We start from the raw sequence: 20,585 nt of genomic DNA on the forward strand, positions 1-20,585 counted from the left end.
ATTATGGCATATTGGTTATTTAAAACAGAACCAGATACCTTTTCTATTGACACGCTTAGAACCCAAAAGGTTTCATGTTGGGAGGGAGTTCGTAATTATCAGGCGCGCAATATGATGCGTGACCAAGTAAAGGTGGGCGATTTCGTCCTGATTTACCACTCTTCCTGTAAAAATGTTGGCGTGGCGGGGATTGCCAAAGTCGTGCGAGAAGCCTATCCCGACCATTTTCAGTTCGACCCAGAAAGTGATTATTACGACCCAAAATCGGACCCAGACAACCCTCGTTGGATCATGGTCGATATTGAGTTTGTGCGTAAAACCGCGCGGGTGATCCCACTGTCGGTCATGAAAGCGATGCCTGAACTTGAGAACATGCCGCTGGTGAAACGCGGAAATCGTCTTTCGATCATGCCTGTGACCGAAGATGAGTGGGAAGCGATTCTTGGCAAAGAGAAGTTACCAAGCCAGAGATAAAAAAGGGCTGCAAGTAGCAGCCCTTCGTGATTTTGTTGTTAACCCAAGGGTTAGAGCAGGTGATCTTGCAGGTAATGCGCCACGGCATCGTCTGCGTTGCTGCCAATCACTTCATTGTTTGGCAGCGCTTTCATCACTTTCTCGTGTGATGTGCCCATTACTAAGCCTTTGCCTGCCATTGATAGCATTTCGACATCATTCATGCCGTCGCCAAATGCAATGCAGTTTTCGAGCGTTAAACCCAGAGTTTCTGCGACTGCTTGTAGCGCGTGGCCTTTCGAAACGCCCGCACTCATTACTTCCAAACACCAAGGAGTAGAGAACGCGATATTCAATTTATCGCCAAACTGTTCACGCAGTTTGTTTTCAAACACCACCAAACGTTCATGATCTTGCGCTGGATGGGTGAAGAAAATTTTCGCAATGCCGTCGGTTGGCGCTTGGTCTTCATCGAATAAGACGTATGTGAATTCGTCATGGAAATCACGCAGTGTTTCGTCGTCTTTATTCATCAACCAACTGTCGTTTTGATACATGTGGATAAGTATCTCGTGATCATGTTTGATCGTGTCGATCACTCCTTGAACCAAATCCGCAGGTACGTTTTCACTGTACATCAGTTGATCGTTTTGGTCATGAACACGCGCACCGTTTGAGGTGATCATGTAAGCCGGAATGCCCACTTGGCGACGAATGCTTGCAACGTCTACGTGGTGGCGACCCGTTGCAAAGACAAAGGTGTAACCCTTTTCATGCAGCGCTTTTAGCGTCTCTTTTGAGTAAGCACTTAGCTGATGGTTTGGTGCCAGTAACGTGCCATCCAGATCTGAGGCAACGATTTTAGTGATCTCTTTGCAAGGTAGCGATGTGCTCATGAAGCCCTCGTAAACGGTTTGGATAGAGTGGAACAGGTTGATTGCAAACGGAGTACAGTAGACTGACTAGATCATACTGCTCCGAATGCGGGGGAACTTAATGCTGCCTGCTTTCCTCGTTAAACGTGCGAGGTGCGCGAAACAGACGCAAGCAGTGTACGCCAAAATAAGGATGAAAAAGAGGGTAAATCGTTTGAGAGACATTTCCTCTTTAATCATTGCGGTGAAGTGGTCGCCTACAACTCTTATTGCATTTTTTCGTCTGACGACGAAGTAGGGTCATCCATAAAGCGGAAGATCGCATCGAGCGCTTGATTGCGGTACTGGTCTGTTTCGAACAAGATTTCATGCTGTGCGCCTTCAATAGAAAGCAATGCCGCATGAGGATTGGTTTTACGCAGCTTCTCGATAAAGCGTTTTTGCGCGAGATTGCTGACGATACGATCATTACCTGCTTGAACCAGTAGCACAGGCACTTTTACTTGGCGAGTTAACAAAAAGCACTGTTTCGCTGCCATGAGTCCTTGCCATACCCAGCGCGTGCTTGGTCCGCCGACTTGCAGTTCCGGCTTTTCTGTATAGAGATTGCGAAACCACTGGTAGCGGCCTGCGCTTTGGCTGAGAGGATTGTCCTCAAAAGGCTTGGGAAAGTACGGCTTGTGGCCCGGCGCATAACGCGGCAGTGGTGACACGGCAGAAAGAATTTGCGTCACTGGGATAGCGATGGGTGATAAGTACCACGGTAAGTTAATGCCAAACATGGGTGCGCTTAAAATCAAACCAGTGAATGGGTGCTCTGGGTGGGTTTGCAGGTAGCGCGTTGCGATGGCACCGCCCATGGAGTGCGCGATGATAAAGCACTGCTGATATTGTTTAAGGTCGTGTTGTTTGATCACCACGTCCATATCATCAATATAGTCAGTAAAGTCATAGACGTGACCCATATCAGAGTCAGATAATAGGCGATCTGATAAACCTTGTCCTCGGTGGTCAAAGGAATACACATCGTAACCTTGGCGGTAGAGATCGTAAAACAGCTCTTGGTACTTCCAGGAAGATTCGATGCGGCCATTGACGATCAGCACGGCTTTTTTGTGTTCAGGGTTGGTGAGTTTGCACCAGTAGATTTTCTTTTTCTCTGTCCCTTTAACAAAGCCCTCTTGGCGAGTTTGCCAAAGTGCTGCGATCGGACCACCAATTGCTTGCTCAAATAAAGTCTCTTGAGTATAAGTCAAAGGTGAATGGTTAGTAGCCATTAGTCGATTACCTGAAGATACATTGTAGACGCGATGTATCATCGAAGAATTAGTGAGGAAATGCAATGGATACCCACGTTTGGTTGGCCTATGTGGTAACTGCAATCGTTTTTAGTTTGGCTCCGGGTTCTGGCACGGTTAACTCAATCAGCAATGGCTTGAGTTACGGCACGCGTAAATCGCTTGGCGCGATTGTTGGTCTGCAAATCGGGCTCGCGATTCACATCGCCTTGGTTGGCGCTGGCATCGGTGCGCTGGTGGCGCAATCGGCAACTGCGTTTACTATCATTAAATGGGTAGGTGCGGCTTACCTTGTATGGTTGGGTATTCAGAAATGGCGTGACACTTCCGGCTTGATTGCCAATGAGAGTCACAAAGAGATGTCAGGTAGCGCATTATTGTATAAAGCCGTTTTAATTAACCTGACTAACCCTAAATCGATCGTCTTTTTGGTGGCGTTGTTCCCACAGTTTATCGACCCTGCAAAAGACCAACTGACGCAATTGTTGGCGCTAGGGGTGACGACAGTGGTAATTGATGCTTGCGTAATGTTGGGTTACACCACGTTAGCGGCGCAGATGGGACGCTTTATCCGTTCAGACAAGATCATGGGTAAAATTAACAAAGTATTCGGTTCAATGTTTATGGGTTGTGGCGCATTATTAGCGGCTGCAAAATCCTAAGCCATTTATAGGTAGTTCTATCGCATGAATACAACGTATGTCGCTCGTCAGCCGATTTTTAACCGTAAAAGACAGACGCTGGGTTATGAATTGTTATTTAGAGATGGGGAAAGCAACGCCTATCCCGCTCATATCGAATCAAACCGAGCGACATACCGATTAATCGTCGAGAACTTTCTATCACTGGGTACTAACCCAGTGATTGCGTCTTCGCGATGCTTCATCAACTTTCCTCATCAGAGCTTGGTACGCCGTTTGCCTCGCAGCTTGCCAAAAAACAAAATCGTCGTAGAAGTCTTAGAGACTTGCCAACCTACCGATGATCTTCTCGATGCAATTCGCGAGTTATATCGAGAAGGTTATTTGATCGCGCTGGATGATTTCACCTTAACGCCGGAGTGGCGTCGCTTCTTACCTTATGTGCACATCGTTAAACTCGATATCATGGCAATGGGGCTAGAAAAAGCGTGTGAACTGGTTAAAACCCACCTCGCCAAGCGCGTCAAATATCACTTTTTAGCGGAACGCGTCGAAACCGCAGAAGAGTTTGAGCAAGCCAAAGCGGCGGGTTTTAAATTCTTTCAAGGCTACTTTTTTAGCAAGCCATTGGTGTCGCAAACCAAATACGTCAGTCCGGAGCAGGTGTTAGCGTTACAACTGTTTCGGGAAGTCTGCGCGCCAGAGCCGGATTTTGACCGCATTGAAAGCATCATTACGCAAGATGTGGCCTTGTCGTACAAGTTACTGCGTTTTGTAAATACCCAGATCACCACATTAGAGGTGGAAATCAGCTCGTTCCGTCAGGCGCTGATTTACCTTGGTCAAGACAAGCTGAAGCAATTTGTCTCTTTGGTGGTGGCGTCTTACATCTCAAGCAACAAACCGCGTGAGTTGTACAACCTCTCTTTGCAACGTGCCCAGTTCTGTGAGCTGATGTCGCGTTACCAACCTTTTTCTCATCTTAATGAGCAAGGCTTTATGGTCGGCTTATTGTCGATCTTAGATGCTATGCTCGACTTATCGATCGAAGCCTTGGTGAAGCAACTGCCGTTGAGTGATTCTGTACAGCAAGCATTACTGCATCGTAAGGGTGAGTACGGCGTGCTGATCTCGCTAGAAGAATGCTACGAGCGAGCTGATTGGCATGGCGTCGAAAAGCTCTCGGGTCAGTTGGGTTTGTCATTCGATGAAGTCAAAGCCTCGTTAAGCGAAGCGGTTCGCTGGAGCCAAAGCGTCGTCGCGGTCTAATTCTCTCTATTAGTATGAAACTTTTATGAAGGCAAGGGTGTGGCTCTTGACGCCTTGGCACAATTAAATAAACATATACGCATATCCATATATAGGTATGTTAACTATGCTTCCACATCAGTTTTTCAAGCTTTTATCTGACGAGACTCGTGTGCGCTGCTTAATGCTGGTGGCCCGCGAAGGAGAAATTTGCGTAGGTGATTTGGCGTTTGCATTGCAAGAGAGTCAGCCGAAAGTTTCTCGTCATCTTGCTCAGTTAAGATCGAGTGGCATTTTAGTCGATAAGCGTCAGGGACAATGGGTGTACTACGAGTTATCGCAGCAATTACCAGGATGGATGCGCAAGTTGATTGAAGACTTAGTGGCATCGAATTGCTTGAAGCAAGAATACCAAGACGACATTACACGCTTGCACGATAAAAGTCGTGAGGCTTGCTGTTAACAGCGAACAAAGATTCAAGGTTGAAGATTAAAGGGTAAGACTATGACGATTAAAGTAGGGATTAACGGGTTTGGGCGCATTGGACGTTTGGCGCTGCGCGCGGCATTCGATTGGCCAGAATTGGAATTTGTGCAAATCAATGATGTTGCGGGCGATGCAGCAACGTTGGGCCACTTATTGGAGTTCGACTCTGTTCAAGGCCGTTGGCACCATGAAGTGCAGGTTGAGGGAAATGAACTCGTCATCAATGGCAAGCGCATCGCGACGACGCAGCATCGCGACATCGATGCAGTGAATTGGTCTGGTTGTGATGTTGTGATTGAAGCGACAGGCGTGCACCGCAAAACATCGTACCTTGACCAATATCTCGATCAGGGCGTGAAGCGAGTGGTGGTTAGCGCACCAGTGAAAAAAGAAGGCATTGCGAACATCGTTGTTGGCGTGAACGACCACATTTTCGATCCTGACAAACACCGTATCGTGACAGCGGCTTCGTGCACGACTAACTGCATCGCACCAGTAGTAAAAGTCATTCATGAGAAATTGGGCATTGAGCAATCTTCTTTCACGACGATTCATGATTTGACCAATACGCAAACCATTTTGGATGCACCGCACAAAGATCTGCGTCGTGCCCGTGCGTGTGGCATGAGTCTTATCCCGACCACCACGGGCAGTGCGACTGCGATTGTGGAAATTTTCCCTGATTTAAAAGGCAAGATTAACGGCCACGCAGTGCGTGTCCCGTTGGCGAATGCGTCACTGACAGACATCATCTTCGATGTGAAACGCGATACCACCGCAGAAGAAGTGAATGCTTTGCTGAAAGAAGCGTCAGAAGGTGAGCTAAAAGGCATTCTTGGCTTTGAAGAGCGTCCGTTGGTGTCGATCGATTACAAAGGCGATCAACGCTCAACCATCGTTGATGCACTCTCAACAATGGTCGTTGGTTCTCGCATGGTGAAGATTTACGCGTGGTACGACAATGAAATGGGTTACGCAACGCGCACCGCAGAATTGGTTCGTAACGTTGGTTTGGCTTAATAGGAGTTCACAATGTCTCATCCTACATGGCAATTAGATTTGGACTCTGGTGCATTAGTTTTAACACCGTGCCCGGGTACGAAAGGCGTCGATTTGCAAACGTCTTTACAGCAATTAAAAGAGCAGGGTGTTCAAGCCGTGGTTACGGCATTGGACAATGCTGAGCTAGCATCGAAAGACGTCGCGGATTTGGGTGAAGTTACCCAACAACTGGGTATGAAATGGTTCCAGATCGAGATTGAAGATGATTGCGCACCCAGTGAGGATTTCGCGATGAAGTGGCAACAAGCTAGCCCTGAACTGCATGCGATTCTTGCTCAAGATGGCAAAGTCGCGATGCACTGCATGGGCGGCTCGGGTCGCACTGGTTTGTTCGCAGCTCACTTACTGCTAGAAAAAGAATGGACGCTGGACGATATCGTGCGAGAAGTTCAGGCACTGCGCCCAGGCGCGTTTACCAAACCAGTGCAGCTTGAGTACATCGAACGGGTGGCAAAAGACGCGTGATCAGCTTAAATAGCTTTTGGAACATCATGATCCAAAAGCTATTGTCTGGTTTTTATAATGGAATATAGCTCAGTAATAAAACGGAAGGTGGTAATTTAAACTTTTGTTTTTATTGATTATTAATTTTAAATTATAAATGCCAGCGTGTTTGTAAACTTGAACTAAGGTTGTATCGCCTTATGGCTGGTGTGCAGGTTAATCAGTATTTAGAACATGATGATCTAAATACGTCTATCGCTGTACATAAGAGGTCAATATGATTTCTCAATTGAGCAAAAGTATTCGTCAGTACATGTTAGTGACGTTTAACTATTGGAACTTTACCGTAACCGACGGAGCGCTGCGTATGCTGGTGGTGCTCTATTTTCACGACTTGGGTTATTCCACGTTAGCCATTGCCTCGCTCTTTCTTTTCTATGAATTTTTTGGCGTGGTGACCAATCTGATTGGTGGTTGGTTAGGGGCCCGGTTAGGCCTGAACAAAACCATGAATATTGGCCTAGCGATGCAAGTGTTTGCGTTGTTAATGTTGGCTGTGCCCAACGCTTGGCTGACGATTCCTTGGGTGATGGCTGCGCAAGCTTTGTCTGGTATCGCTAAAGATCTCAACAAGATGAGTGCAAAGAGTGCGATTAAGACGCTAGTACCAGATGAGCAGCAAGGCGCGCTTTACAAATGGGTGGCGATTTTGACAGGCTCGAAGAACGCACTCAAAGGGGCGGGTTTCTTTGTCGGTGGCTTGTTGTTGTCTTGGGTGGGTTTCCAAAACTCGATGTTTATTATGGCAAGTGTGCTCGCGGTAGTGTTCATTTGCAGCATGATCTGGCTAGAAGCCGATATGGGCAAAGCGAAAAATAAGCCTAAGTTTAGCCACATCTTTTCTAAGTCTGAATCGGTCAACATCTTGTCCGCAGCGCGCATGTTCCTGTTTGGTGCGCGGGATGTCTGGTTTGTGGTGGCTTTGCCGGTTTATCTCGGCAGCGTATTTGGCTGGGATCACTTGTGGGTTGGTGGCTTTTTAGCATCATGGGTGATCGCGTATGGCTTTGTGCAAGGTTTTGCGCCGCGCATTACGGGTAAAGCGCAAGGTCGCGTGCCTGATGGAAGTGCGGCATTGGTGTGGGCGGGGATTCTTGCCTTAATCACGGGCGGGATTGCTTACGGAGTACAAATTGGTTGGCAGCCGGAAATCGTGATTGTGGTTGGGCTGATGATTTTTGGTGCGGTCTTTGCCATTAACTCTTCGCTGCATTCGTATCTGATTGTGAGCTATGCCAAAGGCGACGGCGTCTCGTTGGATGTCGGTTTTTACTACATGGCCAACGCCATGGGACGTTTGATTGGAACGGTATTGTCGGGGTGGATTTACCAAGAAGCTGGACTAGCGGCGTGTTTGTGGGTCTCTTTCGCTTTCTTGGCGCTGACAACGTTGATTTCGATTAAGTTGCCTAAAGCTAATATCGCCACGGCTTAGTTCTGATGAATGTGATGGGCTGAACAGAACATCGTGAATAAAAATGGCTCCAATCGGGAGCCATTTTTTATGTCTGCATATTATGAGCAGAAGCGTCCAAGCTTTGCAGGTTGCGTCATTTTGATTTCGTCGTCTAACGAACGGTAGACAATCGTATTCCAGATTTCGCCATTATCCATTTCAAATTCAATCGCATAATTCATGCCGCTTACCACCTGAGTGCGAACACTGAGGATTTGCTTTAACTTAGCGGAAGTGTTCATTTGCGCGAGTACCACATCAAGCAATGGTTGCGCTTCATCTGTCATGTCACTTTGTGACCATCCGCCGGGCAGTTTTTCTAAGTTACAGATTGGGTTCGCTTCCGGTTGCGATTGGGCTGGCGCCTCGGTCTCTTCCTTTTGATTACATCCAGCTAAAGCCACTACACATACGAGTGACGCCAATAATGTTTTCTTCATAACAAGACCTTTCTTTGTAATGTGCTCAGTATCCTAGGGGGTTCTGTGAATTATATCTGTTTCATATTCAAGAAAGTGTTGGTCACATATCGCTTTGTTTCAATTGATTCTGTTCAGCAGTATTTATCGGTTAAATACAATTAACAGGTCATTGTTGGGTTAAAAATAAGCAAAAACAGATTGTTAACTATTTAATTGAGTGAAAATTGCCCTATGCTATAAACGATAAGCAATCCAAGGTAGGAAAGGATATGAGAGAAAGGGTTCTGTTTTTTGATTTATTGCGCTGCGTCGCCGCAGTGGCTGTGATCGCTATTCATGTCTTGGCGCCTTATCGAAACGAGTTGGGCGTGATACCAATGGACCAATGGCTCACCGCCGTTGGAGTGAACAGCGTGACCCGATGGGCGGTGCCGGTATTTATTTTGATTACGGGCGCTCTGATGCTCAGTGATACACGTCCTTTTGATGGCAAGTATTACGTGAAGCGGCGTTTGGGGAAGGTGTTGGTGCCTTTTCTAATTTGGTCGACGTTCTACGCGTATCTATCGGGTTGGACGGCACAAGGATTCGATTTTGAAACCGTCAAAGAAGTGCTGAGTAATAGTCTGTTTCATGCCACCTATTACCATTTAGGCTTCTTCTATTACTTTATTCCACTGTATTTCGTGATTCCTCTATTCCAATGGATGGCACGTAATGTCGATGACAATGTCCTCTATACCTATCTGGCTTTTTGGATGTTCACTAGCACGTTATTCCTGTTCAAGATTGATGGGCCATGGAGTAACCAAATGTGGCTCTATATGGGCTATCTGCCTTTGGGTTATGTACTATTTCAAAAAGTGCCACTAAATCGTTCTATGGTGACGTTGTTCACTGGGTTTGGATTGGTGGCGTTAGCCGTGACATTCACCATGGTGGTGACCAACAGTTTGGAAGCGGAGAAATACACCGTGGGGCGTTGGTTGTCATACAAAACATTGAACGTGATTTTGGCGGCATCGATGATTTTTATGCTGTGTCGGTATTTTGGGGAAGGGTTGCCGAAGAACGTACAGAAAGTGGTGAGTTTTATCAGCCAGCACAGCTTGGGCATTTACTTACTTCACCCAATCTTCTTATGGCCGATGAAAGAGTTCGGCTGGTATACCGGTCATCCGGGATGGGTGATCCCTGTGTGGATTGTGTTAAGTGGGGCGGGAGCCTTGGCGATGAGTTATTTGTTCTCGAAATCAGCCAAGACTCGTTGGTTACTGCCGTAAGTTAGCGTTTGATTGCGAAATGTAGGAATTTGTCGCCGCAGTAGGTCAGGGTGCCTTTATCGCCTGGATTAAGCGCGTGGTAATAGTGCACACCAATTTGGAATTCTCGTTTCGGGCCGATTGGGCCACGTTGCACATAAATCCAATATTCTTGGTCGTCCTGTCCCGGCTGCGCATCCGGCACATCGATCGCTTGTTTGTCTAAAATCGTAACTTGAACACTTTGTTCTGGCGCATCTTCACCAACGTAATGTTTGCTGTAGAAACGAAAGAACACCCATGCGCCAAGGGCGATGAGGGCAAAAATGGCCAAGATAAGTGAGATTGGCATGATAACCTCCAATGTTTCATTGGGCCCTATTCTACAGAACTCCCTGATTAAACTATGAGTTGAGATAAACTATTCGTGATCTAATAAAAGGGGTGTAGATTTTATTCGGCGGACTTCACAGTTTATATGCGTGCAAGGGCGCAATTTGAAAGGAAAATTGCACTTAACCGCTCGAAAAAGCTCTAAATTTATAGAAGAATGAAATGACTAACGAAGGGAAGGTCAGTAAAGGAGGGTTACGATGTCAGATATCGAAAAAGTAGTCATGCGTACCCGAACGATCGAAAAGCTTTTGCGTACTCAATATCACGCAGAAGGGAAAGGGTTGCACCAACTTATCAGCAGTTGTGAAGAGCGCTTACCTCATGATGTGATCGCGAAATTGCGTTTTATCGCCACTGTGCGTAATAAAGTCGTGCATGAGGACAACTATAAGCTGGATGATCGAAAAGGTTTCATGGCAGCGTGTGATGACTGTGAAAAAGAGTTAACGCCAAGAAGTTCCCGTTTTATTTGGCGAACCGCTATTTTGCTAATGGCGCTAATCACACTCGCTGCACTCGGTTTTTACTACATGCATTGGGACATCTTGTCAGAGCACATACAGTAAACCTAAAAATTGAGAAATAAAAAAGGACGCGAAAGCGTCCTTTTTTATTTTTAATCAGTAACTTAGTACATCATTGGCAGTGTCATTAAACCCACAACCACTGCAATCATAACCAGCCCTTGTTTTTGAGAAGATGAAATCATAACACTACCTCTTAAATCTTTGATGAACTCGATGGAGTAAATATAGCACTGTTTTTGGCTGTTGATCAACTTATCTGTAGAAAACTTTTCAAAACTCATACTTAACTTGGCTGTTTTTACTTTAAATTGACCAATAAAACAGTGTTTTTTGGGCTGTATTTAAAGTGTTCGCTTTGGGTCTTAATTATGCTTTTGTGTTTTAAGTTGTTGATTTTAATGTGTTATAAATGGTTAATAAGTGGCTGTTATATTGTTTTTTGTCTCAGATTGGTGGTTGATTTGGTATTTTGTCTGTATTTCTCAAAAGTTGAGAAAAGTGAGTGTTGTGCTATGGCGGTGGTTAATGAAGGCTCTAGGATGGTGCAAGAATTTCTTATCTGATGAGAAAATCTGGCAAGGAAGTATAATTGGTGGGTCGTGGAGCGGCTAATAGTATTTTTCCCCTCATTAACGTTAATGTGTTTTTATTTATCATTGAGTTACGTTGTTTTAATGATATTTTTAATACAAACAAATCCACTTGGAGAGTGATGTTTAGATGGGCTTATCATGGCATTCTTTCCCATATCAGGATGAATAGGGGTAACCAGACTTTTTGTGGTTGATGTTTGTCCGTGTTGATGGCCATACACACAAGTTGGCTTTTTTACACACACTATGAAATCGTGTGAACACTAACCACGAATTCCAATCCACATTATTTTTGCTAGCGCTAGAGAGGGTTACAAAATGTTTCGAATCGCTAGCGAGATCCAACTTTCGTAGATTGTGTCTTTACATCAAAACTGGTCTACCTAGACTAGCGGCGAGTTTAAGTAAAAGGTATGTACGGCATGTGGAGTTGGCTGGCGATAGGGTTATCAGGTATGTATTCCGTGTTGGGTGCAAAGCAAGCGAACCCGACACAATCCTTAGTGTTTAAAATCTTTACGCTATTACTTCTTCTTATTTTGGTGCTAACCCAAGGGCCGTCGGCCGATCACAGCTACTGGATTGCTGGTGGTTTGGTGGTTTCTATGTTCGCCGATACGCTGCATTCGTTTAAAACACGCAAGCTGATCTATTTTGCTGCCTATCTCGCAGCGCAAGTGTGCTACAGCAAATCTTTTTGGGTTCAGCTCAATGGCGATATCGTGTGGTGGTTGTTGGCTTTGTTGCTTGCCGCCAGTATCGTGGCGTTTTTCCTTCTTTTACCGCAGTTAGATTCGCTCGTTTTTCCCGTAGTGACTATGGGCATAATGCTAGTGCAGCTCGCTTGGGCAGCCGGTGAGGTTTGGCTACAAACGCCTAGCTACGCGAATGCCATTGGCTTTAGTGGCACCGTCATCATGACGTATTCCGCGCTCGCTTACGCCATACACGGATTCCGTAAACCAATGAAGCGCGCGTATGTTTGGGTAAGTGGTAGCTACTTTCTTGCTCATGCACTCATTGTTGCTTCTATCATTTACTAACGTAAGTCAAAGCAGTGCTCGACGATTTCAGTACACTGGTCGGGTTCTATTTGCTAACTGGAGTTAATGATGAGTGACATTCATGCTCACAACTTACTAAACCTACTACGTGAAACCCCAATGAGCCGCGACGAGCTCGCACAACATTTTGGCGCAGACGTACGCTTTCATACCTGTAAGTTGAATGATCTAGACTTAGATGCATTGCTAACCTTTTTATTACAGCGCGATAAGGTTCGCGAACTCGAAGGCAAGTTCGTCGTCAACATGGCGCGTATTTGCAACCATTAAGCGGCGTCTGAGGTTGTTTCGGTAATCGAGGGCGAATTATCTGATTTCGCCCTTAGCCGTATACTCGCACAATCTCCTTACTATACACTGGTCGCCATTTTTTTCGTCGAGGCCAGAACATGGATATTCTTTCTGCAGCGACCATGCTGTTTCTTATCATGGACCCTCTTGGCAATTTGCCCATTGTGTTGTCCATTCTTAAACACATCGATCCCAAACGTCGTCGTAAGGTGCTCATCCGCGAGCTGATTTTTGCCTTATTGATTTTGATGTTGTTCTTGTTCGCTGGACAAAGCATCTTGAGCTTTTTGCACGTACAGCCGGAAACTTTGAGTATCTCTGGTGGCATCATCTTATTTATCATCGCAATTAAGATGATTTTCCCAAGTGCAGGGAGCATCACCGGGTTAGCAGCGGGTGAAGAGCCGTTTATTGTGCCAATGGCAATTCCAATGATTGCTGGCCCATCAGTGGTTGCCGCGTTGCTTCTTCTTTCTTCCCAGCATCCCGACAAACTGGTCGAACTTTCAGCGTCGGTGGTGATTGCGTGGGGCGCGACCTTCTTTATTTTGATGTTCTATGGCTTTTTCAATCGTCTGTTGGGCGAACGCGGTCTGAAAGCGGTGGAACGCTTGATGGGCTTGTTATTGGTGATGATTTCCACCCAGATGTTCCTAGATGGTGTGAAAAGCTATTTGGGATAAATCAAAGACAACAAAAAGGCGCTTTTCTTTATAACGATGTTTACATCATGTGTTTACGACGAATGTCGAGCAGGGCAAAAATACCAAAAATCAAGATGGAATACTTTTCCCAACTGCTCATCTGAATCTTATCGCCAAATGCACCAATGAAGATTGCCATTTGCAAACCGTGCATGATGAACAAGAAGGCTGTCATGATGTACAACGCAATCGCAGCATTACCTGGAAATGGCATCACAATATTCAGAATCAAAACCAGCCAAACAAAGGCAATCGCCGCTTTAGCTAGGATAAGTAGTGCTTTCATTTAAGTGTCCTTTTAAATCGAGGCGTTAGGCTGAGGTACGTTCATACAGACGGTAACTGACTTGGCCTGCGGTTTTTTTTCTGTGCAGGTGCCAATTTTCCGGAAGCCCAGCAATGCTCAGCTCTTTTTCCGTTTCAATATAAATCATTGCGTCTTCTGCAAGCCAACCGTTTTGCTCTAGCAAGGTCACGGTTTCATCCAATAGTCCCTTACGGAAAGGTGGATCGATGAAAACCACGTGATGTGGTGTGCCTGGTTGTTTCAGAAAGCTCAAGGCATCGGTATTCACCACTTGGATATTAGTGGCTTTCAACGACGCGACGTTTTTTTGTAACTGCTGAAAAGCTTGCGGGTTGAGCTCAATCATGGTCACGAGTTCTGCTTGGCGTGAAGCCGATTCAAAACCTAAACCACCAGAGCCAGCAAATAAATCGAGGCATTTTGCTTGCGGCACATCTTGTGCTAACCAGTTAAACAGGGTTTCTTTCACGCGGTCAGTGGTTGGACGCAAACCTTCAGCGTCATGAACCGGGAGTTTTCTGCCTCTCCATAAACCACTAATAATGCGAACAAAGCCCGTTGTTGGCTTTTTTTGTGATGTGTTTTGCTGGCGACGTCTTACCATAGATTTTTTGACCGCTAATAAAGTGATACTATACCCAATCGCCCAAGCTTTGAGCTTGGATACAGCCCAGAAAATTCAAGATGACAGAGTGTAACACTAATAAGATTAGAATCACCTAATTGGAAAGTTTTCACAACTTTGTCATTAGCCTTTTTTAGACAGATAATAATCTTGTCAAAAAAGAGTCATTAATAGATAAAAAGACAATCTAGGATAGCCCCAGATGACGGAAAAAAAGAAGCGCGGATTACTTTCGTGGCTAGGTTTTGGTGACGAAGAACAAAGCCCAAAACCAAAAACTGAAGAAACAGTAACAGAAGAAGCAGTGGAAGCGCCTTCTGAAGAGCAGCAAACCGAAGAGGTTGCTGAGCAAGCTCAACAAACTCAAGAGCTTGAACAAGAGCCAGAAAAAGCTGAGGCTGCCCCAGCAGAAGCAGAAGCAGAAGCAGAAGCAGAAGCAGAAGCAGAAGCAGAAGCAGAAGAGCCACAAGTACCGGTTGCGCCTCGTATTCAAGAGCAAGAAAAGCCGACAGAAAGCTTCTTCGCTCGCCTTAAACGCAGCCTTAGCCGTACGAAAGCGAACATCGGTGCTGGTTTCTTTGGTCTGTTCAGCGGTAAAAAAATCGATGACGACCTATTTGAAGAGCTAGAAGAGCAACTGCTCATTGCCGATGTGGGCATGGACACCACCACAAAAATCATCAACAACCTGACAGAAAAAGCCTCTCGTGGTGATCTGAAAGATGGCGAAGCTCTTTATGGTCTGCTGAAAGAAGAAATGGCGGAGATTCTATCTAAAGTAGAACAGCCTCTAGAGATCGACAGCAGCAAAACACCTTACGTCATCTTGATGGTTGGTGTGAATGGTGTGGGTAAAACCACCACCATCGGTAAACTTGCGAAGCAGTTCCAAAGCCAAGGCAAGAAAGTAATGTTAGCGGCAGGCGATACTTTCCGAGCGGCCGCGGTTGAGCAGCTGCAAGTGTGGGGCGAGCGTAACAATGTTCCTGTGATCGCGCAGCATACTGGCGCAGACAGCGCATCGGTTATCTACGATGCGATTGAAGCGGCAAAAGCGCGTGGCGTCGATGTGGTTATCGCCGATACGGCGGGTCGTCTACAAAACAAAGCCAACCTAATGGAAGAGCTACGCAAGATTGTACGTGTGATGAAGAAAATTGATGATTCTGCACCACATGAAATCATGCTGACGCTGGATGCGGGTACTGGCCAAAATGCGATTAGCCAAGCGAAACTTTTCAGTGATGTAGCTCCTCTAACCGGGATTACATTGACTAAGCTGGATGGTACAGCGAAAGGCGGCGTTATTTTCGCTATCGCTGATCAGTTTAGTATTCCAATTCGCTACATTGGTGTAGGCGAAGGCATTGAAGACTTGCGTCCTTTTGAAACTCAAGAGTTTATCGACGCTTTGTTTAGCCGTGAAGAGTAATTGAAGTTAGAGGAAATCAACGGTGATCAAATTTCAACAAGTGAGTAAAGCTTACCGAGGTGGTCGACAAGCACTACAAAAAGTCGATTTTCACCTGAGGCGCGGAGAAATGGCGTTTTTAGGCGGGCACTCTGGCGCCGGTAAAAGTACCTTGTTGAAATTGATATGTGCGATAGAGCGTCCGACCGATGGCAAAATCCATTTCAATGGTCACGACATCACGCGCATTCCAAGCAAAGACATTCCATTTTTGCGCCGCAATATTGGGATTGTCTTTCAAGACCACCGTCTATTAATGGATCGCAGTGTGTACGACAACGTTGCACTGCCGATGCGTATTGAATCGATTTCCGAAACTGAAATTAAGCGTCGCGTTTCTGCGGCGTTAGACAAAACGGGCTTACTCGATAAAGCCCGTTGTTTGCCGAGCCAGCTCTCTGGTGGTGAACAACAACGCGTTGGTATTGCCCGTGCAGTGGTAAACCGACCAACGTTATTAGTGGCAGATGAGCCAACGGGTAACCTTGACCCAGAATTATCCAACCGTGTGTTGCGTTTATTCGAAGAATTTAACCGTGCGGGCGTTACCATCCTACTTGCCACGCACGATGTTGGGTTAGTAAACACTCGCCCACAATATCGTCATTTTGAATTGAACCAAGGCTTCCTAAGTGAGGTAGAAGACTATGGCAGGTAACAAGCACTCCCAAAAGAAAGGGAAAGGCCGCAGTGCCAAGCGTGCAAATACCGATGGTTTTTTCTCTGTTCATGCAAAACAAGCAAAATCCTCTTTTAGCGCCTTATGGCAACGACCACTAGGCAACATTCTGACCCTAGCGGTGATCTCCATGGCACTTGCCATGCCAGCTTGTTTGTATCTATTGGGCAAAAACGTGGCAGGCGCTGCCGAAGATGTGGCATCTCCCTCGCAAGTTAGTGCTTACTTAGTGGAAGGCATGCCGGATGCGCGTGTGATGGTTCTCAAAGATCAAATTGAAACTTGGCCTCTTGTAAAAGAAGTGGAATATATTTCTCCACAGCAAGGTTTGGCCGATTTAAGCCAGTACGCGGGTTTTGACCAAGCACTGAGCTTGCTAAGCGGTTATGCATTACCAGGCGTGTTGGTGATTACGCCAGAATCTGATATCAAAACAGACATTCAAGCCCTAGCAAAAGAAGTAGGTCAACAACAAGATGTGACCGATGTTAGGCTAGATGAAGACTGGCTTGCGCGCTTAAATGCCATCAAAACACTAGCAGGCATTATTGTCGTGACTCTGACAATCCTGATGTTGGGTGCGGTATTTTTAATCGTTGGTAACACATTACGTTTTAATGTACTGGCGAATAAAGAAGAGATTCAAACCATGAAGCTTATCGGTGCGACCGACGGCTTCATTTTGCGTCCGTACCTATACACAGGTATGTGGTTTGGTGTATTAGGTGCTGTCATTGCGTGGTTTGTCACGGCGTTAGTGACCATTGTGATGAACAGCGCCGTAGAAGATCTTGCCGCGTTGTACGACAGCCAATTCCGTTTGATTGGCCTAAGTTGGGATGAATCTTTGCTGCTGATTATCACCGGTAGCCTTTTAGGTTGTATTGCCGCGCGCATTTCAGCGCAGCGCCACTTAAAAGAAATTGAACCAGTTTAAGTGATGAAGGTCTTATACTTGGAATTTATTAGCACAAGCTAATTTTTACCTCTTGTTTAGACCAATTGTTTATGGATAATTGCTCGCCCTTCTTGAAACTTGTTCATTTTGAGTTCAAGATATCGAAGCTAAATTGCAATGTAATGCTCCAGATCAGAGATTGATGAGGAATTGAATGACAAAAGAAGCGTATCCGATGGCTCTAGTCACGCAAGATAGCCTTGATAGCTATATTCGCTCTGTAAACAGCTACCCAATGCTGACAGCAGACGAAGAGCGTGAACTGGCAGAACGATTACACTACAAAGGTGAGATTGAGGCTGCGAAAGGCCTGATCCTGTCACACCTAAGATTCGTTGTTCACGTTGCTCGAGGTTACTCAGGCTACGGTTTGCCAATGGCAGATCTAGTGCAAGAGGGCAATATCGGTCTAATGAAAGCCGTTAAACGTTTTAACCCAGAAGTGGGCGTACGTTTGGTGTCTTTTGCTGTTCACTGGATCAAAGCAGAGATCCATGAGTACGTACTACGTAACTGGCGTATCGTTAAAATTGCAACAACTAAAGCGCAGCGTAAATTGTTCTTCAATCTACGCAAATCGAAAAAACGCTTAGGTTGGTTTAACAATGGCGAAGTCGAAACTGTAGCTCGTGAGTTGGGCGTAGAACCTTCCGAAGTTCGCGAGATGGAATCACGTCTTGCGGCGGTCGATTCAACGTTCGATATGCCAACTGACGATGATGACAGTGCGACTAGCTCATACACTGCACCGATGCTGTACCTAGAAGACAAATCGTCGGACGTGGCTGACAACATCGAAGCTGCAAACTGGGAAATGCACACCAATAATCGTCTTGGTCACGCACTAGCAAGCCTAGATGAGCGTAGCCAACGCATTGTGCGCTCTCGTTGGTTAGACGATGAGAAAGCAACATTGCAAGACTTGGCTGATGAGTTTGGCGTTTCTGCAGAGCGTATTCGTCAGTTAGAAAAGAATGCGATGAAGAAGCTGAAACTGGCCGTTGGTGAGTTCTAACTTCAGTCTCTAATATAAAGTAAGATTTTCATAGAAAGCCGAGATCATGTGATCTCGGCTTTTTTATTTTCGATCGAAAATAGGTAGCGTTTGCGATCTAAATTTTCTGTGCTACCTGTGCATAACTCTGTGAAGTAATTATTTATCAACTGTTCGAAACCCAGACAAAATAAGGGTGATAGCGGTTTTGTCGCTTGGGGATAGTTATAAATATACACACAGCTAGATCAGGATCATCACTACATCTTGTGGATCAAAAGATCCAAATATACTTTATCAACGCAATTCACAGCTTTATCCACAAATGGTTGGAATGTGTACAATTTTAAAAGCCCTGATTATCCTTGTGTCTAAGTTTGCCACTGGATAGGTTACAATGGCGGCAGTATACCCAAATGACTTTTTCCGACTTAATACACCGAGCAGCATAGTGTTTAGTTCGGGTACCAAGGTTATTTGGGTATATTCATAACGACAAAATGAGAAAGTAAATGGACCAGTTTCAGCATATCGATGTACAAGGTGCACAGGCTTTGCTTGAGCAGGGCGAGGCAAAGCTTGTAGATATTCGTGATCCTCAATCGTTTGCCGTGGCACATGCTGAGTCGGCTTATCATCTAACCAACGATACGATTGTGGCGTTTATGGAAGATGTAGAGTTTGAACAGCCGATCCTTGTGATGTGTTATCACGGAATTAGCAGCCAAGGCGCAGCGCAATATTTAGTTAACCAAGGCTTCGAACAGGTGTACAGTGTAGACGGTGGCTTTGAAGCCTGGCAGCGAGCACAACTACCGATAGTGAGAAGTTAATGAAGAGATTGGTAACGTTAAATAATCCACGCATGGCGCAAGCCTTTATCGATTATATGGCCTCTCGTCAGATAGATATTGAGATGATGCCCGAAGGTGAAGGACAATTTGCACTTTGGCTTACGGACAGCCAGCATGAAGTTGAGGCAGAAGCCGAACTGAAGCAATTTTTGGCGAATCCATCCGCTAGCAAATACAGCGCCGCTTCCTGGGACGTTGCCGATACTCGTAAGAGCCAATTTCATTACGCTAGCCCAAGCATCATGGGAATGATCAAAGCCAAAGCCGGTCCAGTGACCTTATTGATCATGACCGTATGTGCCGTGATTTATGGTTTGCAGATGTTAGGCTTTGGAAATGGGGTATTTGCTCTGTTGCACTTTCCCGCGTTTGAAGGCCAGCAATGGCAATTATGGCGTTGGGTGAGTCATGCATTGCTGCATTTCTCGGTGACACATATCATCTTTAACTTGTTGTGGTGGTGGCAACTTGGTGGCGATATTGAACGTCGCCTTGGTTCTGGTAAGTTACTGCAAATCTTTGTGGTGTCTGCGGCACTCTCTGGTGCTGGCCAGTTCTATGTTGAAGGCGCAAACTTCGGTGGGTTATCTGGTGTTGTGTACGCGCTACTCGGTTATTTGTGGGTTTTGGGTTACCGCTTACCTCATTTAGGTTTAACGCTGCCGAAATCCATCATCGGTTTTATGTTGGTGTGGCTGGTACTTGGTTTTGTGCAACCGTTTATGGCCATTGCCAATACGGCTCACGTAGCTGGCTTGTTGGCCGGGATGGCGATTGCGCTGTTCGACTCGGGCAAGCAGAAATACCAACAACAAGCGTGATAGCAAAAACAAAAAAAGACCGCTCGAAAGCGGTCTTTTTGTATCTAAAGCAGCGTTATTTACTGATAGAGGTATTTGGTAAACAGCAAATCAGCGATGACGGTTTTCCCGGTCTCTGGCAGCAAGGTTTCGTTTAGCTCTTTTACCAACGTTTTGCGTAGGTCTTCTCGGCCAGAAAGCGACTTGATCGTATCTTCGGTTTGTTTGCCTAGGAGTTCGATGACTGCATCGCGAATCAAGGGTTGATGGTGCTCAACAATCGCTAGGTCTTGTTGGCTCATCACCATGATGTCGATACGCACTTGTACATAGCCTAATTTTTTACCTTTGGTGTAAAAGTTAGTGGTTAAATCTGGCTCTAGGGTGAAGTACGCTAATTTTGGTCCAGTCTCTTCCGTTTCAGCCCAACTTGGTGCGGAGATCAGGATTGTTAACGCAAAAATAATTTGGGCTACATAACGTTTGTACATATTTCTAACTTTTCTTTCTCTGGATCGCGATATTCGAATCGCTTCAGTCTTGATACAATAGACCGTCTATAACAAATAACGGAACTTACGGTTTCAATAAGACGGTAAGTTGTTGCTTTATTG

Annotated in this window: 26 protein-coding genes; 18 read left to right on the forward strand and 8 right to left on the reverse strand. The window is 45.6% G+C overall.

Going from position 1 to position 20,585, the window contains the following annotated elements; genetic code table 11:
• Window positions 1-3: 3 nt before the first annotated feature.
• Entirely contained in the window at window positions 4-474 is a 471-nt protein-coding gene (locus tag OU793_RS15815; RefSeq protein ID WP_011106124.1) for an EVE domain-containing protein, read from the forward strand.
• Window positions 475-524: 50 nt separating this feature from the next.
• On the opposite strand, the gene OU793_RS15820 is transcribed toward OU793_RS15815, so the two are convergent.
• Complete coding sequence (locus OU793_RS15820) at window positions 525-1,349, reverse strand: Cof-type HAD-IIB family hydrolase (RefSeq protein ID WP_005478981.1); 825 nt, start codon at window positions 1,347-1,349, stop codon at window positions 525-527.
• Between the two features lie 245 nt (window positions 1,350-1,594).
• On the reverse strand, window positions 1,595-2,605 hold the full coding sequence (locus tag OU793_RS15825) for an alpha/beta fold hydrolase (protein ID WP_005459120.1): 1,011 nt from the start codon (window positions 2,603-2,605) through the stop codon (window positions 1,595-1,597).
• Between the two features lie 65 nt (window positions 2,606-2,670).
• Between OU793_RS15825 and rhtB the strand changes: the two genes are divergently transcribed.
• The 6 genes from rhtB to arsJ all read left to right on the forward strand — a co-directional run bounded on the left by rhtB (window position 2,671) and on the right by arsJ (window position 8,003).
• Window positions 2,671-3,288 carry a homoserine/homoserine lactone efflux protein gene (rhtB, locus tag OU793_RS15830; protein WP_005459098.1) on the forward strand — a complete coding sequence of 206 codons (618 nt, stop codon included), beginning with the start codon at window positions 2,671-2,673 and terminating at the stop codon, window positions 3,286-3,288.
• A gap of 24 nt (window positions 3,289-3,312) precedes the next feature.
• Window positions 3,313-4,536, forward strand: coding sequence for an EAL and HDOD domain-containing protein (locus OU793_RS15835; RefSeq protein WP_015297478.1), 1,224 nt, complete (start codon window positions 3,313-3,315; stop codon window positions 4,534-4,536).
• A 106-nt stretch (window positions 4,537-4,642) separates the two neighbouring features.
• Window positions 4,643-4,978, forward strand: a complete 336-nt coding sequence (locus tag OU793_RS15840) for a metalloregulator ArsR/SmtB family transcription factor (protein WP_005478993.1) — start codon at window positions 4,643-4,645, stop codon at window positions 4,976-4,978.
• Window positions 4,979-5,020: 42 nt separating this feature from the next.
• Window positions 5,021-6,022 (forward strand): ArsJ-associated glyceraldehyde-3-phosphate dehydrogenase, encoded by a 1,002-nt coding sequence (locus OU793_RS15845; protein ID WP_140103727.1) that lies wholly within the window; start codon window positions 5,021-5,023, stop codon window positions 6,020-6,022.
• 12 nt (window positions 6,023-6,034) lie between these two features.
• Window positions 6,035-6,529 (forward strand): cyclin-dependent kinase inhibitor 3 family protein, encoded by a 495-nt coding sequence (locus OU793_RS15850; protein WP_005485516.1) that lies wholly within the window; start codon window positions 6,035-6,037, stop codon window positions 6,527-6,529.
• A gap of 256 nt (window positions 6,530-6,785) precedes the next feature.
• Complete coding sequence (gene arsJ / locus OU793_RS15855; RefSeq protein WP_005485505.1) at window positions 6,786-8,003, forward strand: organoarsenical effux MFS transporter ArsJ; 1,218 nt, start codon at window positions 6,786-6,788, stop codon at window positions 8,001-8,003.
• Window positions 8,004-8,083: 80 nt separating this feature from the next.
• Here arsJ and OU793_RS15860 read toward each other — a convergent pair whose 3' ends face one another.
• Window positions 8,084-8,464 carry a cystatin domain-containing protein gene (locus tag OU793_RS15860; protein ID WP_020839828.1) on the reverse strand — a complete coding sequence of 127 codons (381 nt, stop codon included), beginning with the start codon at window positions 8,462-8,464 and terminating at the stop codon, window positions 8,084-8,086.
• A 251-nt stretch (window positions 8,465-8,715) separates the two neighbouring features.
• Between OU793_RS15860 and OU793_RS15865 the strand changes: the two genes are divergently transcribed.
• Complete coding sequence (locus tag OU793_RS15865) at window positions 8,716-9,729, forward strand: acyltransferase (RefSeq protein WP_030000799.1); 1,014 nt, start codon at window positions 8,716-8,718, stop codon at window positions 9,727-9,729.
• A 1-nt stretch (window position 9,730) separates the two neighbouring features.
• Here the strand turns inward: OU793_RS15865 and OU793_RS15870 are convergent, their stop codons facing one another.
• The gene (locus tag OU793_RS15870; RefSeq protein WP_015297474.1) at window positions 9,731-10,060 is read right to left on the reverse strand and encodes a DUF2500 domain-containing protein; all 330 of its coding nucleotides are present in this window, start codon (window positions 10,058-10,060) and stop codon (window positions 9,731-9,733) included.
• Between the two features lie 241 nt (window positions 10,061-10,301).
• Between OU793_RS15870 and OU793_RS15875 the strand changes: the two genes are divergently transcribed.
• A complete protein-coding gene (locus OU793_RS15875) occupies window positions 10,302-10,670 on the forward strand; it encodes a hypothetical protein (RefSeq protein WP_005489749.1) in 369 nt (122 codons plus the stop codon).
• Window positions 10,671-10,732: 62 nt separating this feature from the next.
• On the opposite strand, the gene OU793_RS15880 is transcribed toward OU793_RS15875, so the two are convergent.
• The gene (locus OU793_RS15880; protein ID WP_159408063.1) at window positions 10,733-10,912 is read right to left on the reverse strand and encodes a hypothetical protein; all 180 of its coding nucleotides are present in this window, start codon (window positions 10,910-10,912) and stop codon (window positions 10,733-10,735) included.
• Between the two features lie 734 nt (window positions 10,913-11,646).
• Between OU793_RS15880 and OU793_RS15885 the strand changes: the two genes are divergently transcribed.
• The 3 genes from OU793_RS15885 (at window position 11,647) to OU793_RS15895 (ending at window position 13,262) form a co-directional block, all read left to right on the forward strand.
• Window positions 11,647-12,267, forward strand: coding sequence for a lysoplasmalogenase (locus OU793_RS15885; RefSeq protein WP_005481960.1), 621 nt, complete (start codon window positions 11,647-11,649; stop codon window positions 12,265-12,267).
• A gap of 69 nt (window positions 12,268-12,336) precedes the next feature.
• The gene (locus tag OU793_RS15890) at window positions 12,337-12,558 is read left to right on the forward strand and encodes a YecH family metal-binding protein (protein WP_015297472.1); all 222 of its coding nucleotides are present in this window, start codon (window positions 12,337-12,339) and stop codon (window positions 12,556-12,558) included.
• A gap of 119 nt (window positions 12,559-12,677) precedes the next feature.
• Window positions 12,678-13,262 (forward strand): YhgN family NAAT transporter, encoded by a 585-nt coding sequence (locus OU793_RS15895; RefSeq protein WP_140103824.1) that lies wholly within the window; start codon window positions 12,678-12,680, stop codon window positions 13,260-13,262.
• A 40-nt stretch (window positions 13,263-13,302) separates the two neighbouring features.
• Here OU793_RS15895 and OU793_RS15900 read toward each other — a convergent pair whose 3' ends face one another.
• Together OU793_RS15900 and rsmD are read right to left on the reverse strand one after the other, a co-directional pair.
• A complete protein-coding gene (locus tag OU793_RS15900) occupies window positions 13,303-13,569 on the reverse strand; it encodes a DUF1145 domain-containing protein (RefSeq protein ID WP_005496405.1) in 267 nt (88 codons plus the stop codon).
• 25 nt (window positions 13,570-13,594) lie between these two features.
• Entirely contained in the window at window positions 13,595-14,194 is a 600-nt protein-coding gene (gene rsmD, locus OU793_RS15905; RefSeq protein WP_140103825.1) for a 16S rRNA (guanine(966)-N(2))-methyltransferase RsmD, read from the reverse strand.
• A 223-nt stretch (window positions 14,195-14,417) separates the two neighbouring features.
• Here rsmD and ftsY point away from each other — a divergent pair, with 223 nt between their 5' ends.
• The 6 genes from ftsY (at window position 14,418) to glpG (ending at window position 19,992) form a co-directional block, all read left to right on the forward strand.
• A complete protein-coding gene (gene ftsY, locus OU793_RS15910; RefSeq protein WP_031841715.1) occupies window positions 14,418-15,647 on the forward strand; it encodes a signal recognition particle-docking protein FtsY in 1,230 nt (409 codons plus the stop codon).
• Window positions 15,648-15,669: 22 nt separating this feature from the next.
• A complete protein-coding gene (gene ftsE, locus OU793_RS15915) occupies window positions 15,670-16,344 on the forward strand; it encodes a cell division ATP-binding protein FtsE (RefSeq protein ID WP_005481953.1) in 675 nt (224 codons plus the stop codon).
• Window positions 16,334-17,302 carry a permease-like cell division protein FtsX gene (gene ftsX, locus OU793_RS15920; RefSeq protein ID WP_005481956.1) on the forward strand — a complete coding sequence of 323 codons (969 nt, stop codon included), beginning with the start codon at window positions 16,334-16,336 and terminating at the stop codon, window positions 17,300-17,302. The genes ftsE and ftsX overlap by 11 nt, the downstream gene beginning before the upstream one ends.
• 175 nt (window positions 17,303-17,477) lie before the next feature.
• On the forward strand, window positions 17,478-18,338 hold the full coding sequence (gene rpoH, locus OU793_RS15925; protein ID WP_005490420.1) for an RNA polymerase sigma factor RpoH: 861 nt from the start codon (window positions 17,478-17,480) through the stop codon (window positions 18,336-18,338).
• 491 nt (window positions 18,339-18,829) lie between these two features.
• A complete protein-coding gene (gene glpE / locus OU793_RS15930; protein ID WP_005460380.1) occupies window positions 18,830-19,150 on the forward strand; it encodes a thiosulfate sulfurtransferase GlpE in 321 nt (106 codons plus the stop codon).
• Window positions 19,150-19,992: a rhomboid family intramembrane serine protease GlpG gene (glpG, locus tag OU793_RS15935; protein WP_025547935.1), complete on the forward strand. Its 843-nt coding sequence runs from the start codon at window positions 19,150-19,152 to the stop codon at window positions 19,990-19,992. Before glpE ends, glpG begins: the two co-directional genes overlap by 1 nt.
• A 59-nt stretch (window positions 19,993-20,051) precedes the next feature.
• Here the strand turns inward: glpG and OU793_RS15940 are convergent, their stop codons facing one another.
• Window positions 20,052-20,462: a flagellar basal body-associated protein FliL gene (locus OU793_RS15940; protein WP_005460376.1), complete on the reverse strand. Its 411-nt coding sequence runs from the start codon at window positions 20,460-20,462 to the stop codon at window positions 20,052-20,054.
• Between the last annotated feature and the right edge of the window lie 123 nt (window positions 20,463-20,585).

It is taken from the genome of Vibrio sp. VP6 (genome assembly GCF_028823755.1).
Taxonomy (GTDB): domain Bacteria; phylum Pseudomonadota; class Gammaproteobacteria; order Enterobacterales; family Vibrionaceae; genus Vibrio; species Vibrio parahaemolyticus.

Excerpts from the sequence above, each read along its gene's own strand:
- OU793_RS15880 (WP_159408063.1), bottom strand. The coding sequence starts at position 10,912 with ATGAGTTTTGAAAAGTTTTCTACAGATAAGTTGATCAACAGCCAAAAA.
- ftsX (WP_005481956.1), top strand. The coding sequence starts at position 16,334 with ATGGCAGGTAACAAGCACTCCCAAAAGAAAGGGAAAGGCCGCAGTGCC.
- OU793_RS15820 (WP_005478981.1), bottom strand. The coding sequence starts at position 1,349 with ATGAGCACATCGCTACCTTGCAAAGAGATCACTAAAATCGTTGCCTCA.
- rsmD (WP_140103825.1), bottom strand. The coding sequence starts at position 14,194 with ATGGTAAGACGTCGCCAGCAAAACACATCACAAAAAAAGCCAACAACG.
- OU793_RS15885 (WP_005481960.1), top strand. The coding sequence starts at position 11,647 with ATGTGGAGTTGGCTGGCGATAGGGTTATCAGGTATGTATTCCGTGTTG.
- OU793_RS15900 (WP_005496405.1), bottom strand. The coding sequence starts at position 13,569 with ATGAAAGCACTACTTATCCTAGCTAAAGCGGCGATTGCCTTTGTTTGG.
- OU793_RS15870 (WP_015297474.1), bottom strand. The coding sequence starts at position 10,060 with ATGCCAATCTCACTTATCTTGGCCATTTTTGCCCTCATCGCCCTTGGC.
- OU793_RS15815 (WP_011106124.1), top strand. The coding sequence starts at position 4 with ATGGCATATTGGTTATTTAAAACAGAACCAGATACCTTTTCTATTGAC.
- arsJ (WP_005485505.1), top strand. The coding sequence starts at position 6,786 with ATGATTTCTCAATTGAGCAAAAGTATTCGTCAGTACATGTTAGTGACG.
- OU793_RS15890 (WP_015297472.1), top strand. The coding sequence starts at position 12,337 with ATGAGTGACATTCATGCTCACAACTTACTAAACCTACTACGTGAAACC.
- OU793_RS15875 (WP_005489749.1), top strand. The coding sequence starts at position 10,302 with ATGTCAGATATCGAAAAAGTAGTCATGCGTACCCGAACGATCGAAAAG.
- OU793_RS15850 (WP_005485516.1), top strand. The coding sequence starts at position 6,035 with ATGTCTCATCCTACATGGCAATTAGATTTGGACTCTGGTGCATTAGTT.
- glpE (WP_005460380.1), top strand. The coding sequence starts at position 18,830 with ATGGACCAGTTTCAGCATATCGATGTACAAGGTGCACAGGCTTTGCTT.
- OU793_RS15825 (WP_005459120.1), bottom strand. The coding sequence starts at position 2,605 with ATGGCTACTAACCATTCACCTTTGACTTATACTCAAGAGACTTTATTT.
- OU793_RS15835 (WP_015297478.1), top strand. The coding sequence starts at position 3,313 with ATGAATACAACGTATGTCGCTCGTCAGCCGATTTTTAACCGTAAAAGA.
- OU793_RS15895 (WP_140103824.1), top strand. The coding sequence starts at position 12,678 with ATGGATATTCTTTCTGCAGCGACCATGCTGTTTCTTATCATGGACCCT.
- ftsY (WP_031841715.1), top strand. The coding sequence starts at position 14,418 with ATGACGGAAAAAAAGAAGCGCGGATTACTTTCGTGGCTAGGTTTTGGT.
- OU793_RS15845 (WP_140103727.1), top strand. The coding sequence starts at position 5,021 with ATGACGATTAAAGTAGGGATTAACGGGTTTGGGCGCATTGGACGTTTG.
- OU793_RS15865 (WP_030000799.1), top strand. The coding sequence starts at position 8,716 with ATGAGAGAAAGGGTTCTGTTTTTTGATTTATTGCGCTGCGTCGCCGCA.
- glpG (WP_025547935.1), top strand. The coding sequence starts at position 19,150 with ATGAAGAGATTGGTAACGTTAAATAATCCACGCATGGCGCAAGCCTTT.
- OU793_RS15940 (WP_005460376.1), bottom strand. The coding sequence starts at position 20,462 with ATGTACAAACGTTATGTAGCCCAAATTATTTTTGCGTTAACAATCCTG.
- rhtB (WP_005459098.1), top strand. The coding sequence starts at position 2,671 with ATGGATACCCACGTTTGGTTGGCCTATGTGGTAACTGCAATCGTTTTT.
- rpoH (WP_005490420.1), top strand. The coding sequence starts at position 17,478 with ATGACAAAAGAAGCGTATCCGATGGCTCTAGTCACGCAAGATAGCCTT.
- OU793_RS15840 (WP_005478993.1), top strand. The coding sequence starts at position 4,643 with ATGCTTCCACATCAGTTTTTCAAGCTTTTATCTGACGAGACTCGTGTG.
- OU793_RS15860 (WP_020839828.1), bottom strand. The coding sequence starts at position 8,464 with ATGAAGAAAACATTATTGGCGTCACTCGTATGTGTAGTGGCTTTAGCT.